The 16,420-nt window shown below is 57.9% G+C and carries 16 protein-coding genes; 8 read left to right on the forward strand and 8 right to left on the reverse strand.

All coding sequences use genetic code 11. The features are described 5' to 3' along the window. Nucleotides 1–3 precede the first annotated feature (3 nt). Genes WDB70_RS05790 through ilvC form a run of 5 tightly spaced genes read left to right on the forward strand, consistent with a single transcriptional unit; the run spans nt 4 to nt 5,910 of the window. The gene (locus tag WDB70_RS05790; protein WP_406667522.1) at nt 4–222 is read left to right on the forward strand and encodes an ACT domain-containing protein; all 219 of its coding nucleotides are present in this window, start codon (nt 4–6) and stop codon (nt 220–222) included. Beyond that, a complete protein-coding gene (locus WDB70_RS05795; protein ID WP_406667524.1) occupies nt 219–1,154 on the forward strand; it encodes a branched-chain amino acid transaminase in 936 nt (311 codons plus the stop codon). Before WDB70_RS05790 ends, WDB70_RS05795 begins: the two co-directional genes overlap by 4 nt. Next, nucleotides 1,141–2,967, forward strand: a complete 1,827-nt coding sequence (gene ilvD, locus WDB70_RS05800) for a dihydroxy-acid dehydratase (RefSeq protein ID WP_406667526.1) — start codon at nt 1,141–1,143, stop codon at nt 2,965–2,967. Before WDB70_RS05795 ends, ilvD begins: the two co-directional genes overlap by 14 nt. Then, nucleotides 2,961–4,460, forward strand: a complete 1,500-nt coding sequence (ilvA, locus tag WDB70_RS05805) for a threonine ammonia-lyase, biosynthetic (RefSeq protein WP_406667528.1) — start codon at nt 2,961–2,963, stop codon at nt 4,458–4,460. Before ilvD ends, ilvA begins: the two co-directional genes overlap by 7 nt. A 13-nt stretch (nt 4,461–4,473) precedes the next feature. Beyond that, the gene (gene ilvC / locus WDB70_RS05810) at nt 4,474–5,910 is read left to right on the forward strand and encodes a ketol-acid reductoisomerase (protein ID WP_406667530.1); all 1,437 of its coding nucleotides are present in this window, start codon (nt 4,474–4,476) and stop codon (nt 5,908–5,910) included. Between the two features lie 56 nt (nt 5,911–5,966). Here the strand turns inward: ilvC and WDB70_RS05815 are convergent, their stop codons facing one another. Further along, entirely contained in the window at nt 5,967–7,001 is a 1,035-nt protein-coding gene (locus WDB70_RS05815) for a Glu/Leu/Phe/Val dehydrogenase dimerization domain-containing protein (protein WP_406667532.1), read from the reverse strand. A gap of 248 nt (nt 7,002–7,249) precedes the next feature. On the opposite strand from WDB70_RS05815, the gene WDB70_RS05820 reads away from it, so the two are divergent. Next, nucleotides 7,250–7,720 carry a DUF4826 family protein gene (locus tag WDB70_RS05820; RefSeq protein WP_406667534.1) on the forward strand — a complete coding sequence of 157 codons (471 nt, stop codon included), beginning with the start codon at nt 7,250–7,252 and terminating at the stop codon, nt 7,718–7,720. A 42-nt stretch (nt 7,721–7,762) separates the two neighbouring features. Here WDB70_RS05820 and WDB70_RS05825 read toward each other — a convergent pair whose 3' ends face one another. From WDB70_RS05825 to WDB70_RS05850, 6 genes are all read right to left on the reverse strand, one after another. Further along, nucleotides 7,763–8,881, reverse strand: a complete 1,119-nt coding sequence (locus WDB70_RS05825; RefSeq protein ID WP_406667536.1) for a JmjC domain-containing protein — start codon at nt 8,879–8,881, stop codon at nt 7,763–7,765. Between the two features lie 101 nt (nt 8,882–8,982). Then, complete coding sequence (purB, locus tag WDB70_RS05830) at nt 8,983–10,350, reverse strand: adenylosuccinate lyase (RefSeq protein WP_406667539.1); 1,368 nt, start codon at nt 10,348–10,350, stop codon at nt 8,983–8,985. Nucleotides 10,351–10,353: 3 nt separating this feature from the next. Beyond that, nucleotides 10,354–10,953 (reverse strand): high frequency lysogenization protein HflD, encoded by a 600-nt coding sequence (hflD, locus tag WDB70_RS05835; protein ID WP_406667541.1) that lies wholly within the window; start codon nt 10,951–10,953, stop codon nt 10,354–10,356. Then, nucleotides 10,950–12,065 (reverse strand): tRNA 2-thiouridine(34) synthase MnmA, encoded by a 1,116-nt coding sequence (gene mnmA, locus WDB70_RS05840; RefSeq protein ID WP_406667543.1) that lies wholly within the window; start codon nt 12,063–12,065, stop codon nt 10,950–10,952. The genes hflD and mnmA overlap by 4 nt, the downstream gene beginning before the upstream one ends. A gap of 50 nt (nt 12,066–12,115) precedes the next feature. Continuing rightward, on the reverse strand, nt 12,116–12,541 hold the full coding sequence (locus WDB70_RS05845) for an NUDIX domain-containing protein (protein ID WP_406667545.1): 426 nt from the start codon (nt 12,539–12,541) through the stop codon (nt 12,116–12,118). Beyond that, complete coding sequence (locus WDB70_RS05850) at nt 12,538–13,149, reverse strand: pseudouridine synthase (protein WP_406667547.1); 612 nt, start codon at nt 13,147–13,149, stop codon at nt 12,538–12,540. The genes WDB70_RS05845 and WDB70_RS05850 overlap by 4 nt, the downstream gene beginning before the upstream one ends. A 258-nt stretch (nt 13,150–13,407) precedes the next feature. Here WDB70_RS05850 and WDB70_RS05855 point away from each other — a divergent pair, with 258 nt between their 5' ends. After that, nucleotides 13,408–15,636 carry an NADP-dependent isocitrate dehydrogenase gene (locus WDB70_RS05855; RefSeq protein ID WP_406667549.1) on the forward strand — a complete coding sequence of 743 codons (2,229 nt, stop codon included), beginning with the start codon at nt 13,408–13,410 and terminating at the stop codon, nt 15,634–15,636. A 66-nt stretch (nt 15,637–15,702) separates the two neighbouring features. Here WDB70_RS05855 and cspD read toward each other — a convergent pair whose 3' ends face one another. Continuing rightward, nucleotides 15,703–15,912, reverse strand: a complete 210-nt coding sequence (gene cspD, locus WDB70_RS05860; RefSeq protein WP_406667551.1) for a cold shock domain-containing protein CspD — start codon at nt 15,910–15,912, stop codon at nt 15,703–15,705. A gap of 190 nt (nt 15,913–16,102) precedes the next feature. On the opposite strand from cspD, the gene clpS reads away from it, so the two are divergent. Continuing rightward, nucleotides 16,103–16,417: an ATP-dependent Clp protease adapter ClpS gene (clpS, locus tag WDB70_RS05865; protein ID WP_406667553.1), complete on the forward strand. Its 315-nt coding sequence runs from the start codon at nt 16,103–16,105 to the stop codon at nt 16,415–16,417. Nucleotides 16,418–16,420: the final 3 nt, after the last annotated feature.

Genomic DNA, 16,420 nt, shown 5'->3' on the forward strand with positions numbered 1-16,420 from the left:
GCGGTGAACGAAAGCACTTTGGTTATCACCCTGCGCCCGGCGCCAGCGGCGCTGGAGCGGCTACTACGGCTGGTGCGCCACCGCGGCTTTGAGCCCATTCTGATCCAGTGGCAACCCCGCGCCCTGCGCTTGGTTGTGCGCCACCAACGGCCTTTAAGCCAGTTAACCCGCCAGCTGGAAAAGCTGGCCGATATTGAATCCCTGACGGAGGACGCTGTATGACCCGTGCTGATTTTATCTGGATGAATGGCCAGATGACCCCCTGGAATGACGCCCAGGTTCACCCCATGAGCCATTCCATGCATTACGGAACGGCGTTTTTTGAAGGTATCAGAGCCTACGACACCCCCAATGGCACGGCGATTTTTCGCCACCGTGAACACATGCAGCGGCTTCATGACTCAGCGCGTATTTACCGTTTCAGTATTCCCTACAGCGTTGAACAGTTGATGGCTGGGGCCAAGGCGGTACTGGCCGCCAACCAGCTCAGCAGTGCCTATATCCGGCCGTTGGCCTTTTTGGGTGAGGTGGGTATGGGCATTGTGCCCGGCGAAACTGACATGCAGGTGCTGATCGCCGCTTTTAACTGGGGGCGCTACCTGGGCGCCAGCGCCATCGATGAAGGTGTTGATGCCTGTGTTGCCTCCTGGGCCAGAAGTGCCCCGAATACGTTGCCTACCGGTGCCAAAGCCGCCGGGAATTACCTGTCGTCATTGCTGATCGCCTCAGAAGCCCGTCGTAACGGCTTCCATGAAGGTATTGCCCTGGACAGCCGCGGCCAGGTGTCGGAAGGGGCAGGGCAGAACATCTTCATGGTCAAAAACGGCGTGCTGTATACGCCACCGGCTACCGCTTCCATCCTGCCGGGGTTAACCCGTGATGCGGTGATCACCCTGGCTCGAGAGGACGGCCTGGAGATTGTCGAAGCGCCCATAGCCCGCGAAGCGCTTTACATCGCGGATGAAATTTTCTTTACCGGCACCGCCGCAGAAATTTCACCGGTGCGCAGCATTGACCGGCTGGCGGTTGGCAGTGGCAAACCCGGGCCGTTAACCCAGCACCTGCAACAGCGTTTTTTTGGCCTGTTTAACGGTGAAACTGAAGACAAGTGGGGCTGGCTGGATACGGTGGAGGCTACCGATGCCGCCGCGTAGAAGTGACACTACCCTCAAAGGGCGCCGTAACGCCGGTGCCCGGGCCTTGTGGCGAGCCACCGGTTTGCAGGATGGCGATCTAAAAAAGCCGATCATCGCCATTGCCAATTCCTACACCCAGTTTGTACCGGGCCATGTGCACCTTAAAGAGCTGGGCGAGCTGGTAGCCGAGGCGGTGCGTGAGGCCGGTGGTACTGCCCGCGAATTTAATACCATTGCCGTCGATGATGGTATTGCCATGGGCCATGACGGCATGCTGTATTCGCTGCCGTCGCGGGAGCTGATCGCCGATGCCGTGGAAACCATGGCCAATGCGCACTGCGCCGATGCACTGGTGTGTATTTCCAACTGCGACAAAATTACCCCCGGCATGCTCAATGCGGCGCTGCGGCTGAACATTCCGACGGTGTTTGTGTCAGGTGGGCCTATGGAAGCGGGCAAGACGCAGCTAAGCGACCAGCTGATAAAGCTCGATCTGGTGGATGCCATGGTCAAAGCGGCCGATCCGAATGTATCGGATGCCGATGTTGAGCAGGTGGAAAAGGCCGCCTGCCCAACCTGCGGTGCCTGCTCGGGCATGTTTACCGCCAATTCCATGAACTGTTTGACCGAAGCACTGGGGCTGGCACTGCCGGGTAACGGTTCGATGCTGGCAACCCACCAGCAACGCCGCCCGCTTTTTGTTGAGGCCGGCCAGCGCATTATGGCGTTGGTTAGCGCCTGGTATGACCGTGCTGACGCGCGGGCTTTGCCGCGCCATATCGCCAATCGCCAGAGTTTTCACAATGCCATGGCCATGGACATTGCCATGGGCGGGTCGACCAATACCATCTTGCACTTGCTGGCGGCAGCGCAGGAAGGACAGGTAGATTTCACCCTGGCCGATATTGATACCCTGTCACGGCAAGTGCCGCAGCTGTGCAAAGTGGCACCGGCCAGCAGCCGTTATCACATGGAAGATGTGCACCGTGCCGGTGGCGTGATGGCCATTCTCAACGAGTTAGCTGCCGGTGGCCTGATTGATACCTCGGTCAGTAATGTCCGGGGGGAAACACTGGCGGCCACTCTGGCGCAATTTACCACCGAGCAACAAGCCGCCTTTTATCTGGCCGGGCCGGGGGGCATACCGTCAAGCCGCGCTTTTTCGCAAAACAGTTACTGGCCCAGCCTCGATGTGGACCGTCAGCATGGCTGCATTCGTGCCATTGCCCATGCCTATCGGCAAGATGGCGGCCTGGCGGTACTGCATGGCAACCTGGCGCCGGATGGCGCTGTGGTGAAAACCGCGGGGGTGCCGGATGCCTTGCTGACGTTTCGCGGCCCGGCGCGGGTATTTGACAGTCAGGACAGCGCCGTTGAGGCCATTTTGGCGGGTGCCATTACGCCGGGCGATGCGGTGGTGATCCGTTACGAAGGGCCGCGCGGCGGCCCCGGCATGCAGGAAATGCTGTACCCCACCAGCTACCTCAAGTCCATGGGCTTGGCTGAACACTGCGCCCTTATAACGGACGGGCGCTTTTCCGGTGGTACCTCCGGATTGTCGGTGGGCCATGTGGCGCCGGAAGCCGCTGCCGGCGGGGCACTGGCGCTGCTCGAAGAAGGTGATGAAATTATCATCGATATCGCCAGCCGGCAGCTGGCGGTCAATCTCAGCGCGAGCCAACTGGCCGAGCGCGCGGCGGTTGCCCGTTACCGCCCTGGGCCTCGGCAGCGGCAAATCAGCGCCTGGTTACGTACCTATTCGCTGCTGGCAACCAGCGCCGACAAGGGCGGGGTGCGTGATAACGACAAACTGCGGGAGGCGCCATGCTGAGTGCCCCGGAGCTGCTGCGCGATGCCCTGTGCTCACCGGTTTATGCCCTGGCAACACAAACTCCGGTGAGCCGCCTGGAGCGGTTATCTGAGCGATTGGGAGCTGATGTCTGGCTCAAGCGTGAGGATTTGCAGCCGGTACACAGCTTCAAGCTCCGTGGTGCCTACCACAAAATTGCCAGCCTCGGCCCGGACTGTCGCGGCGTGGTGGCGGCGTCAGCCGGTAATCATGCCCAGGGCGTAGCACTGTCAGCGCGGGCTCTGGGGCTGACGGCTACCATTGTCATGCCAACCCGGGCACCTGCCATCAAAGTCGAGGCAGTCCGTTCATTAGGGGCCGAAGTGGTGTTGTGGGGTGACAACTTTGATGCCGCCCGTGACCATGCCCTGGGCCTGGCGGCAGCCGCTGAGCTGACCTTTGTGGCGCCCTTTGATGACCCGCAGGTTATCGCCGGCCAGGGCACTTTGGGGCTGGAGCTGATCAAGCAGCTGCCTCAACTTGATGTGTTGTTTTTACCGGTCGGCGGTGGCGGCCTGGCCGCCGGTGTGGCGGCGGTACTGAAACAGCTCAAGCCGCAGCTGAAAATCATCGGTGTCGAGCCGCTGGATGCCGCTTGTTTGAGTGCCGCCTGGCAAGCCGGCGAGCCGGTGACCCTGGCGGAGGTTGGCAGCTTTGCCGATGGGGTGGCGGTACGGCGTATTGGCGCGCATTGTTTTGAGCTGTTGCAGCAGTATCTGGATGCGGTGCTCACGGTCAGTAACGACGCCATCTGTGCCGCCATCAAAGACATCTTTGAAGATGTGCGGGCCATTGCTGAACCGGCCGGTGCCCTGGCGCTGGCCGGGCTTAAGCAGTGGGCGGCAAGCCACCCTGATGCCGGCCAGTTGGGGGCGGTGCTCAGTGGCGCCAATATCAACTTTCATTTGCTGCGCCAGGTGTCGGAACGCTGCGATCTCGGCGAAGGCACCGAAGCGGTGCTGGCCGTAACCCTGCCCGAGCGGCCCGGCAGCTTTCTGGCACTGTGCCGTACCCTTAATGGCCGGGCGGTAACGGAGTTTTCTTACCGTTTTCGTGACACCTGCGAGGCGCAGATCCTGGTAGGGGTACGGATCAGCGCACCGGCAGAGCGAACGGCGCTGGTGGCCGGCATTGAGCAGGCCGGTTTTGACGTGCTGGACTTATCCGATGATGAACTGGCCAAGCTCCATATCCGCTATATGGTGGGTGGCAAGCCGCCGTGCCAGCGCCAGGAACAATTATTCAGTTTCGCTTTTCCGGAGCACCCGCAGGCGCTGCTGAGCTTTTTGGAAACCCTCGGCAGCCACTTTGATATTTCGCTGTTTCACTACCGTCACCACGGCGCCGATGTAGGGCGGGTGTTGGCGGCTTTTGCGGATGCCGAGCCGGGCAATTTAACCCGGCACCTCGATTCCATTGGTTACCCCTATCAGGCGCAGGCCGACAACCCCGCCTATAGCCGTTTTTTATGTTGAAGGAGCCCTGAAGATGACCGCGTTTCACCAGCAACCCTTGCGTGTGCAGTTACGTGCGCTGCGCCACTGTCAGCCATTACCCAAGCATGATTTCAGCGACGGTGTCAGTGCTCTTGAGGGTAAGCAAATCGTAATTCTGGGCTGTGGCGCCCAGGGCCTGAACCAGGGGCTTAACCTGCGTGACAGCGGCCTGCAAGTAGCCTATGCGCTGCGCCAGTCATCCATTGACAGCCAAAATGCGTCCTATCAGCGGGCCAGCGAGCAGGGCTTTACTGTTGGCAGTTTTGAGCAGTTAGTGCCCAAGGCCGATTTAGTGATTAACCTGACCCCGGACAAACAGCACGGGCCAGTGGTGAACGCCATTATGCCGCTGATGAAAAGTGGCGCCGCACTGGGTTATTCCCATGGCTTTGATGTGATTGAAGCGCAGCGGCGAATTCGTGATGACATTACCGTCATCATGGTGGCCCCCAAGTGCCCCGGTACTGAGGTGCGGGCGGAATTTGTGCGAGGCTTCGGGGTGCCGACACTGATTGCCGTGCATCAGGATCCGCAGGGCTTTGGCCTGGCCTGGGCCAAAGCCTGGTGCGCCGGCACCGGTGGCCACCGCGCCGGGGTTTTGGAATCGAGCTTTGAAGCGGAAGTAAAGTCGGATTTGATGGGCGAACAAACGGTTTTGTGTGGCTTGCCGCAAGCGGTCTGTGTGGCTGGCTTTGCACGTTTGCAGGCGCTGAAAGTACCGGCGGCAGAGGCGGCGGCGTTTTTCCAGTACGGCATTGAGCAGGTGGCCGAAGCCATGAAAGCCGGCGGCGTACGGCTGGCGTTTTCGCGGCTGTCGCCAGCGGTGCGACAGCATGCCCGTCAGCAGACTGATGTGCTCAAGCAGGCGCTGCGGCCACTGTTTGAAAAACACATGGACGATATTCTGGCTGGCCGCTTTGCCGAGCGAATGATGGCTGACTGGCAAAACGATGACAGCGAACTACATCGCTGGCGCCAGCAAAGCCAGCAAAGTGCCTTTGAACAGGCCCCCGCCAGTGAACCGATGACCCTGACATTTGACAATGCCAGTGGCCTGGTAGCGCTGTTTGCTGCCGGTGTGGAGCTGGCCTTCGAGGTGATGGTGGCGGCGGGGATCAGCCCGGCCTCAGCCTACTACGAGTCTTTGCACGAACTGCCACTTATTGCCAACACGCTGGCCAGGCGGCGCCTGCATGAGATGAACCTGGTGATCAGCGACACCGCCGAATACGGCAACTACCTGTTTGCCAATGAAGCGACCGCGATTATCCGAGCGGTGCTGGATAACTGGAGCCTTCGGGAACTGGGCGCGGGCGGCGATTTTCCGCCGGTGTCTGATCAGGCCTTGGCGGCCATTGACCAACACAATGATGAACATCCCATCGAAGCCATCGGTGCTTCACTGCGCGCATACATGCGCGAACGCTAGGCGTCAGATACGCCAAAGGCCCCATGAAGGGGCCTTTTTCTTTTCACCCGAGGGGCTTATTTGCCGCCGCGAGCGATAATTTCCCGCGCCATGGTGTCAGCGATAACACCGGTCGGTTTGTTTTCTGCGTCAGCCCGCTTGAAGATATCCAGCAGGGTGTCGTAGATCTCTTCCACTTTCTTGGTGGCTTTGGCTTCGTCGTAGTCTTTTTCGAAAGACACGTTGATGATGCCACCGGCGTTGATCACGTAGTCAGGTGCATACAGGACATTATTGTCACGCAGTATCTGATCGTGGCGTGCTTCGGCCAGCTGGTTGTTGGCACAACCGGCAATGACCTTGGCTTTGAGGCGGCCAATGGTGTTGTCGTTGACGGTGGCACCCAGGGCGCATGGCGCATAGACATCCACATCCAGATCGTAGATCTCGTCCAGGCCAACGATGGTAGCACCCAGTTCTGCTTCGGCTTTTTTCAGGGCCTCTTCGTTGATGTCGGTGACATACAACTTGGCGCCCGCCTTAGCGAGGTGTTCACACAGGTAGTAACCCACAGAGCCCAGGCCCTGCACGGCCACTTTCAGGCCTTCGACACTGTCCAGACCCAAACGGTACTTCACTGCCGCCTTCACGCCCAGGTAGGTACCCAGGGCGGTGAACGGGGACGGATCACCAGACATACCCTCAATACCGGCTACGTGGTCGGTTTCTTTGAGGATATGGCCGATGTCGGTGGTGGAGGTGCCAACATCTTCGGCGGTGACATAACGGCCACCCAGTGAATCGATGAAACGGCCAAAAGCGCGGAACAGCGCTTCGGATTTCATGGTTTTGGCATCACCAATGATCACGGATTTACCGCCACCAAAAGGTAGGCCGGCAACCGCATTCTTGTAGGTCATACCGCGAGACAGGCGCAGCACATCGGTCAGGGCTTCGTCGTCAGACGCGTAGTTCCACATCCGACAGCCGCCAACAGCGGGGCCGCAGTTAGTGTTGTGGATCGCGACGATTGCCTTGAGCCCGGTTTCCGGGTCATGGCAGAAGACGACCTGTTCATGGCCATCGAATGCACTGTGATTGAATACTGCCACGTCGAAGTTCTCCGTAGTGGGTTAAAAGCACGACAGGTTGTGCATGGTAATTTACGTTGCCGTAAACGTAAACCTGCTGGGTTCACAATGGCGCACATCTTAGAGTGATCTGTGCGTGCTTACCAGATAGCGCGCACCATACAGAGGCTGATCCAACCAGTAAAGCAATCTGGACAGCCATCCTGCTTGCCAAGGTGTCTGGGCCTCGCTATGTTAGCGTCTCGCTACAATTGATAAATGAGATCCCCATGGCCGAAGAACAACAACAGCCACAGCAAGACGTGGAACTGACTGACGAGCAGCGTCGTGAAATGGAAGCACAGTGGGTAAACCAGTGTTTGCAACGGGCAAATGCGCATCTGGCATCCAAGGGTATTTTGCCGCAGACCGTGCGCCAGAGTGAGAGCCGGATCCTGCCGCCCTATGTGGGCATTTGGAAGCTGACGGCCAAAGCCGAAGGCCGGGTAGGGGATTTTTGGGTGATCTCCGGTGATCTGCCCAGTGACCATGTGTCAGTAAAAACCTGTGCCTCTGCCCGTGATGCACTGCGCCACTTCTCCATGCAGTGGCAGCTCAAGGCGGAAAACATTGCCAACGGCCCGGGCCGAACTGACAAGGTACAGATGGACTTTGCAAACCTGCTGATAAGCCGGGCTGAAGCGATTTACCATCTTTACAATGATGACCGCCTCTGGGGCGACGAAGCGACTCAGCGCTAACAAAAAACCGCCGTCAGGCGGTTTTTTTAGCATGACTTTGGCCTATTCCTCGAAATACCAGTAACCGCGGTTAATCAGCTCGGTCAGTACAGGTAGGTCGTCATCGTAACCGGCCAGTACTTTGCTGGCCAAGCGGCTGTTGTCAGCCAGCTGCTGTGCGACGGCATTACTCAGTGCATAGCGCTCGCCATCGACAAATAGCTGATCATCAACGCCTGCCAGATACAGGGCGCGTACCCCGCCGAGGCGCACCAGCGGTGCGTTGTCAGCTAACAAAGCGGCAATGTCATTCTGGCTGTAAGGTGGCTCACAAGGCGCCAGATCCAGTTCGTGTTTGGCTTCTGAAAGATAACGGCCAAAGAACTGCTGCAAGGTGGCATCGTCGTCCAGGCAGCGGCTGAGGGTGGCTTTGAGGCGAGTCAGCTCGGCTGAGCTAATACCGCCATTATGGCTGCGGGCACTTAGATCCGGGTCGCTGTAACGGTGATTGTACAGTTCCTCGTCAATGCTCAGATCGGCAAAGTGGGTCAGCAGATCGCGGCCCGAGGGCGCTCTAAAGCCCACCGAGTAGTTCAGCGATGGCGCAATGGCATAACCCTCGTGCGGAAAGCCGGGAGGAATGTAGAGGATGTCGCCGGGCTGCATTTCGACATCAATCAGCGCTTGTGTGAAGGGCTCCACCTGCAACAGGCTGGGGTGTGGCGTCAGCGTTTTCAGTGGTTGCTTGTCGCCCACTCGCCAGTGCCGCTTGCCCTGACCCTGAATGATAAACACATCGTACTGATCGAGGTGCGGACCGACACCACCACCGGGTACCGAGAAGCTGACCATCAGATCGTCCACCCGCCAGCGCGGCATAAAGTCAAACAGCGCCATCAGTGACTGGCCTTGGTCCAGCCAGTGATCGACGGCCTGTACCAGTAAGGTCCAGTCCCGCTCCGCGGTAGGAAACTGCTCAAAAGGGCCATGCTGCACGTCCCATTGCTGGCCATTACGCACCACCAGTCGGGACTCCACTTCCGCCTCCATGGCCAGGCCGGCCAGATCGTTGGCGTCCAGTGGGTCATCAAAGCCCTGAATGCCCCCTTTGATAAGGCAAGGCTGCTTTTGCCAATACTGGGATAAAAAGGCGTCAACGCCACCGGGAAAAGCCAGTTTCATAACACTCCAAACAAGGCCGTGAGGGAATGTTACTAATGCTAACCCATGGGGCTCGTTGATGCTTGCGCTGGCACAAAAAAGCGGCCTGTTGGCCGCTTTTTTCATGCTTCGTTGGTCAGCTTCTCGGCAATGCCCAGATAGGTGTCGGGGCGTAGGGCCTTGAGACTGGTTTTAACGTCTTCGGGTAATGCCAGGGTGTCGATGAACGCTTGCATGCCAGCCTGGTCTACCCGGCGGCCGCGAGTCAGCTCTTTGAGTTTTTCATAGGGCCTTTCAATACCGTAACGGCGCATCACGGTTTGAATGGGCTCGGCCAGCAGCTCCCAGTTCTGGTTCAGCTCGTCCAGCAGGCTCTGCTGGTTCACTTCCAGCTTACCGATACCCTTTAGTGTCGCCTCAAAGGCAATCACCGAGTAGGCAACACCAACCCCGAGGTTGCGCAGCACCGTTGAGTCGGTGAGATCACGCTGCCAGCGTGACACCGGCAGTTTGGCAGCCAGGTGGCTGAAGACCGCGTTGGCGATACCGAGGTTGCCTTCGGAGTTTTCAAAGTCGATGGGGTTGACCTTGTGCGGCATGGTGGATGAGCCAATTTCGCCGGCCACGGTTTTTTGCTTGAAATGACCCAGGGCGATGTAGCCCCAGATGTCGCGGTCAAAATCCAGCACGATGGTGTTAAAGCGGGCCAGGGCGTCAAACAGCTCTGCCACGTAATCGTGTGGCTCGATTTGGGTGGTGTACTTGTTCCAGCTCAGCCCCAGTTGGGTGACAAAGGCTTCGGCCATGGCTGGCCAGTCCAGCGTCGGGTAAGCGCTGTAGTGGGCATTAAAGTTGCCGACTGCACCGTTAATTTTCCCCAGCAGCTCCACTGCGGCGATCTGCTGGCGCTGGCGGCGAAGGCGCATGGCCACATTTGCCATTTCCTTACCAAGGGTGGTCGGTGATGCTGGCTGGCCGTGGGTGCGGGCCATCATCGGAATACTGGCATAGCGTTCGGCCAGCTCGCTGATGGCGTTGATCAACTTATCGCAATAGGGCAGCAGTACCTGCTCACGAGCATCTTTGAGCATCAGCCCGTAGGACAGGTTATTGATATCTTCGCTGGTACAGGCAAAGTGAATAAATTCACTGACCGCTGCTAGTTCGTTGTTGTCGGCAATTTTTTCCTTCAGGAAATACTCTACCGCTTTAACGTCATGGTTGGTGGTGCGCTCGATGTCTTTGACCCGCTGCGCGTCCTGTTCACTGAAGCCGGAAACGATTGCGTTAAGGGCCGCATTAGCACCGTCTGACAAGGCTGGCACTTCCGTGATGCCGTCAGTGGCGGCCAGCAGCTGCAACCAGCGGACTTCGACCTGAACCCGGTACTTGATCAGACCGAATTCGGAAAAGATGGGGCGCAACAAGGCGGCTTTGCTGCCGTAGCGACCATCAACGGGGGAAATGGCTGTCAGGGCGGACAGTTCCATGATTCAGTGGCTCCTTAGGGCTTGCTGCGCTTGGGCGATCAGGGCGCGGCGTTTAAACAGCAACTGCCAGCGGCTACCGCCGAGCTGGCGCCATAATACCAGTGCACGAATACCGGCCAGCAGGGCGGCACGTACTTTCGCCTGGTTGAGGCTTTGTTGCAGGTTGGCAGGGGATCCGGCCACCTGGATACGGGCACCCAGGGGACTGATCAGTTCGACATAAATATCGGCCAGACTGTTGAGAACCTTTTCGTCTTCAAGGCCATAATGGCTGACCTGGCGCTTAACCTGTTCGAGGCGTTCGCCGAGCAGGGCCAGCACGTCGCGGCGTTTTGCCAGACGCCGCTCCAGTGCCAGCAGGCCAATCAGGTAGCGGGTCAGCTCGGGATCTTTACTGTTGTCACCAAGTAGCGCCAGCAGTTGCTGATAACCCGCTTCCAGGCTGCCATGGGCATAGACTTCCTCAGGGCTGGACGGGCTGGTATTGAGGGTGCCGCGCATCAGTGTGTAGAGCTGGTCCATGTCACACTGGCCATCGCGGGCCACTTTTTGCACCAGGCTGACGGCTTGCACGGCGGCTGCCAGGGCCATAGCGTGGCTCATTGCTCACCTCGCAAATAACGGTCAATGATGCCGCCGCCGAGGCAGACATCAGCATCGTAAAACACGGCGCTTTGGCCGGGGGTGACGGCCATTTGCGGTTCATCAAAGCGCACTTCGACATCGCCGTTGGCCAGCGGCGTCACGGTGCAGGCGATGTCCTGCTGGCGATAGCGGGTTTTTACCGCCAGGCGCACAGGCTCTTTTGGCCCGGTGCGGTTAACCCAGTGCAGCTGGGTGGCAATCAGGCCGTCGGAAAACAGCAGCGGGTGGTCATGGCCCTGGGCCACCACCAGTACATTGCGTTCGAGGTCTTTGTCGACCACATACCAGGGTTCGTCGCCGGCTTCTTTCAGGCCACCAATACCCAGCCCTTTGCGTTGGCCGAGGGTGTGATACATCAACCCTTCATGGCGGCCAATAACTTCACCTTCCGGGGTTTCAATATTCCCCGGCTGGGCTGGCAGAAAGCGCTGTAAAAAATCTTTGAATTTGCGTTCACCGATAAAACAGATACCGGTGGAGTCTTTTTTCTTGGCGGTGGCCAGGCCTTGTTGCTCGGCGATGCGGCGCACCTCTGGCTTGGGCAGGTCGCCAACCGGGAACAGGGTTTGCGCCAGGTGTTCTTCGCCCAGGGTATAGAGGAAATAAGACTGATCTTTGTTGCTGTCCAGGCCGCGCAGCATCTGCCAGTGGCCATCTTGCTGGCGGCGGCGCACGTAATGGCCGGTGGCAATGTAGTCGGCGCCCAGGGCATCGGCGGCAAAGTTCAGGAAAGCCTTAAACTTGATTTCCTTGTTGCACATGATGTCGGGGTTGGGGGTGCGGCCTGCTTTGTATTCCTCCAGGAAATACTCAAAAACATTGTCCCAGTATTCGGCGGCAAAGTTGATTTTGTGCAGTTTGATACCGAGTTTGTCACAGACCGCCTGTGCGTCGGCCATGTCTTCGGCAGCGGAGCAGTACTCGTCGGTATCGTCTTCTTCCCAGTTCTTCATGAACAGGCCTTCCACCTGATACCCCTGCTGTTGCAGCAGATAGGCTGAGACGGAAGAATCCACACCGCCGGACATACCGACGATGACCTTGGTTTCACTGCGGGGCTTGTCGCTCATTGACTGCGTTTTGACCTTGCCAAAAAAAGTGCGCGCATTGTAGCAAAAGCCTAAGCATGCTGCAGCACGGACAATGGGTATCGGCAGCCTTGCTGGTAGTCGTCAATGGCCTTTGCCACCAGCGGGCTGCGCTGATGCCAGTGGCGCAGCTGCGTAGCGCTTAGCCAATGGCAGGCCACAATGTCTGGGTCTTGTGGCTGGCATGGTAAGGGGCTGTCCAGCGTGGTCCAAAAAACATGCCGCCAGAAGGTTTTATGGGGCAAGCTCAGGCGATAAATGCCAACCAGTCCCTGGGGCGGTAGCTGCAGGGAGGTTTCTTCCTGCAGTTCCCGGCAGGCAGCCTCGATGAGGGTTTCACCGGGTTCCCAGTGGCCCGCTGGCTGGTTGAGGGTGGCCGTACCGTCGATGGCTTCTTCCACGAACAGGAAGCGCTCATCGGCGGCAATCACCCAGGCAACGGTGGCGGCCTGGATCATGGTGTCAGCTCCTGATATTGGCCGGGCGCAATGTCGTCCAGTTGGTAAGGGCCAATGGCTATTCGCACCAGCCGCAGCGTCGGAAAGCCAATATGGGCGGTCATGCGCCGCACCTGGCGGTTACGACCCTCGTGAATACGGATCTCCAGCCAGGTAGTCGGAATGGCCTGGCGAAAACGCACCGGCGGATTACGCGGCCACAATGCCGGCTCGGCAATGCGTTTAACGCGGGCTGGCAGCGTTGGGCCGTCTTTGAGAGTTACGCCCTGGCGCAGTGGTTCGAGGTCACTATCGCTGGGGTCGCCTTCCACCTGCACCCAATAGGTTTTGTCGGTTTTTTTTCCCGGCTGGGTGAGCTTGGCATTGAGTTTACCGTCGTTGGTCAGTAGCAGCAGGCCTTCGGAATCCTTATCGAGCCGGCCGGCGGCGTAGACATCAGGCACGTCAATAAAATCGGCGAGTGTCTGACGCCCCTGGCCGTCGGTGAACTGGCACAATACATCGAAAGGTTTATTGAACAGCAGCAAGCGCGGTGGGCCACTGGGTCTTTTTGGTCTGACCAATTTTTTTCTGTTGCTACGCGGCGGAACCGAAGCAGGGCGCTTCATGCTGTCTCCCAGAGCTGATTTGCTGTGCTACAGCCTAGCAGCGCGGGGGCTGGCGGCCAATCTCTTGGCATCATGTATTCAGTCTTTGCTGGTGAAAAGTTGTACAACTGGTCTTACCCGCTAACCCTTCGTAAGCGAAATGGCGCGCAAGTTGGTATAATCGCGCACCAAATCATCCGTACGCCTTGTGTTGGCCCTTGCGGCGACCCGGGGCGATGCGAGACATCCTCGCCTTACGACGTTTAGGAAGCTGTCACTATGACTACAGATAAGTCCACCATCATCTACACCATTACCGATGAGGCCCCGGCGCTGGCAACGCAGTCACTGTTGCCGATCATCGAAGCCTTTGCCGCTAAGGCGGGCGTGGCCATGGAAACCCGCGACATCTCCCTGGCCGGCCGTATTATTGCTACTTTCCCGGAGTGCCTGAGCGAGGCGCAGCGCATTAATGATGACCTGGCAGAGCTGGGTGAACTGGCCAAGACGCCAAACGCCAACATCATTAAACTGCCGAACATCTCTGCCTCTGTGCCGCAGCTCAAAGCGGCTATCAAAGAGCTTCAAGGCAAGGGCTACAAGTTGCCTAACTACCCGGAAGAGCCGAAAAACGACGAAGAAAAAGCCGTCAAAGCGCGCTATGACAAAATCAAAGGCAGCGCCGTTAACCCGGTACTGCGTGAAGGCAACTCTGACCGCCGGGCACCTTCTTCTGTTAAGCAGTATGCCCGCAAGCACCCGCACAGCATGGGCGAGTGGAGCCGTGACTCCAAAGCCCATGTCGCCAGCATGGCGGGCGGTGACTTTTACGGCTCCGAGCAGTCGGTCACCCTGGCGGATGCTACTAATGTCAAGATTGAGCTGACTGCGGCCGATGGTGCTGTCACGGTGTTAAAAGACAACCTGGCGCTGTTGGCCGGGGAAGTGATTGACGCCTCCACTATGAGTGTCAAGGCACTGCGCGAGTTTATCGCCGAGCAAATTGCTGACGCCAAAGCGCAGGGTGTGCTGTTCTCCCTGCACATGAAGGCCACCATGATGAAAGTGTCTGATCCGATCATCTTCGGCCATGCCGTCAAAGTGTTCTTCAAGGACGTCTTTGACAAGCACCAGGCACTGTTTGCCGAAATTGGCGTTGATGCCAACGACGGTATTGGTGACCTCTACAGCCGCCTGGAAAACCTGGCACCGGAACAACGCAGCGCCATTGAAGCTGAGCTGGCGGCGGTATATGACAACAGCCCGGATCTGGCCATGGTTGACTCTGATCGCGGCATCACCAACCTGCATGTGCCGTCTGACGTCATCATTGACGCCTCCATGCCGGCGATGATCCGCTCTTCCGGTCAGATGTGGAATAAAGCTGGCGCCCTGCAGGATGCCAAAGCGGTGATCCCGGACCGCAGCTATGCCGGCGTATACGAAGAAACCATCAACTTCTGTAAAGAGCACGGTGCCTTTGACCCCCGCACCATGGGCTCAGTACCGAACGTTGGCCTGATGGCACAAAAAGCCGAAGAATACGGCTCCCATGACAAGACCTTTGAAATGCCGGCTGACGGCACCGTACGGGTGATCGACGACAAAGGTCAGGTACTGACTGAGCATCAAGTGGCCAAAGGCGATATCTGGCGCATGTGTCAGACCAAAGACGCGCCGATCCGTGACTGGGTCAAACTGGCTGTGAACCGTGCCCGTGCCTCCAACACTCCGGCCGTATTCTGGCTGGATAAAAACCGCGGCCACGACGCTGAGCTGATCAAGAAAGTGGAAGCCTATCTGCCCGAGCATGACACCAGTGGCCTGGAGCTGCACATCATGGCGCCGGTAGAGGCCACCCGCTTCTCACTGGCACGGATCAAAGACGGTAAAGACACCATCTCTGTTACCGGTAACGTACTGCGTGACTACCTTACTGACCTGTTCCCGATTTTGGAGCTGGGCACCAGTGCCAAGATGCTGTCTATCGTGCCATTGATGAACGGTGGCGGCCTGTTTGAAACCGGTGCTGGCGGCAGTGCGCCTAAGCACGTGCAGCAGTTTGTCAAAGAAGACTACCTGCGTTGGGATTCGCTGGGCGAATTCCTGGCCCTGGCCGCCTCTTTTGAGCATTTGGCGCAACGCACCGGCAATGCCAAAGCGCAAGTGCTGGCTGACACCCTGGATCAGGCCACAGCCAAGTTCCTCGACAACAACAAGTCGCCGGCACGTAAGTTGGGTAGCCTGGATAACCGTGGCAGCCATTTCTATCTGGCGATGTACTGGGCCGAGGCGCTGGCATCCCAAGACCAGGACGCCGAGCTGAAAGCCGCGTTTGCTGAGCTGGCCGCTACTCTCAACGAAAAAGAAGAAGCCATTGTTGCTGAACTGAACGGTGTGCAAGGCAACCCGGTGGACATGGACGGTTACTACAAGCCGGACTTTGCCAAAGTGGCAGCAGCCATGCGCCCCAGTCAGATCCTCAATGCCGCACTGAGTGCTCTTTGAGTCTGAACTGAGCAACAAAAAGCCCCGGCCATGCCGGGGCTTTTTTTGAAACCGGGAGGAACCGGATCACTTTTCCGCAGGTTTAATGTTGACCGCGTGGAAGCCCTTGGGCCCCTGACTCATGTCAAAGTCGACTTCCTGTCCGGCTTTGAGTGTGCGGTAGCCATCCATCTGAATGGTGGAGTAGTGGGCGAAAACGTCCTCACCACCACCTTCCGGGCAGATAAAGCCAAAACCTTTCGCGTTGTTGAACCACTTGACTGTTCCGGTAGCCATACGTCAATCCTGTCTTTACTGAACACCCTTACACATAGTGCCGGGGCACTGCTAGAGTGGTTACCCGACAAACCTCAACGTACAATTTAGTGAAGAAATACACTCAGTCAAGTTTTTTTAACAGCCGCTTAACAACTCGTGGTCAGTGTCGCACTATGAGTGAAAAAAAACGTATCAGGACTTGAAAAGCATGGCCGGCAGTACCGATATTCAACATAAAGAGAAGAGTAAAACCAGTGATCCCGCGCTCAAACGTGCCCCTATGTACAAAGTGGTGCTGATGAACGACGACTACACACCAATGGACTTTGTGGTACTGGTTTTGCAGCGTTTCTTTGCAATGGACATGGAAAAGGCGACCCAGGTCATGCTGGCCGTCCACTATGAAGGGAAAGGCGTTTGCGGCGTCTACAGTGCTGATGTAGCCGAAACCAAGGTTGCAGAAGTTAACCGCTTCGCAAGGGAAAATGACCATCCTTTGCTTTGTGCCATGGAACCGGCTTGACCC

Source organism: Gallaecimonas aegicerasi (genome assembly GCF_045291545.1).
Lineage (GTDB): Bacteria > Pseudomonadota > Gammaproteobacteria > Enterobacterales > Gallaecimonadaceae > Gallaecimonas.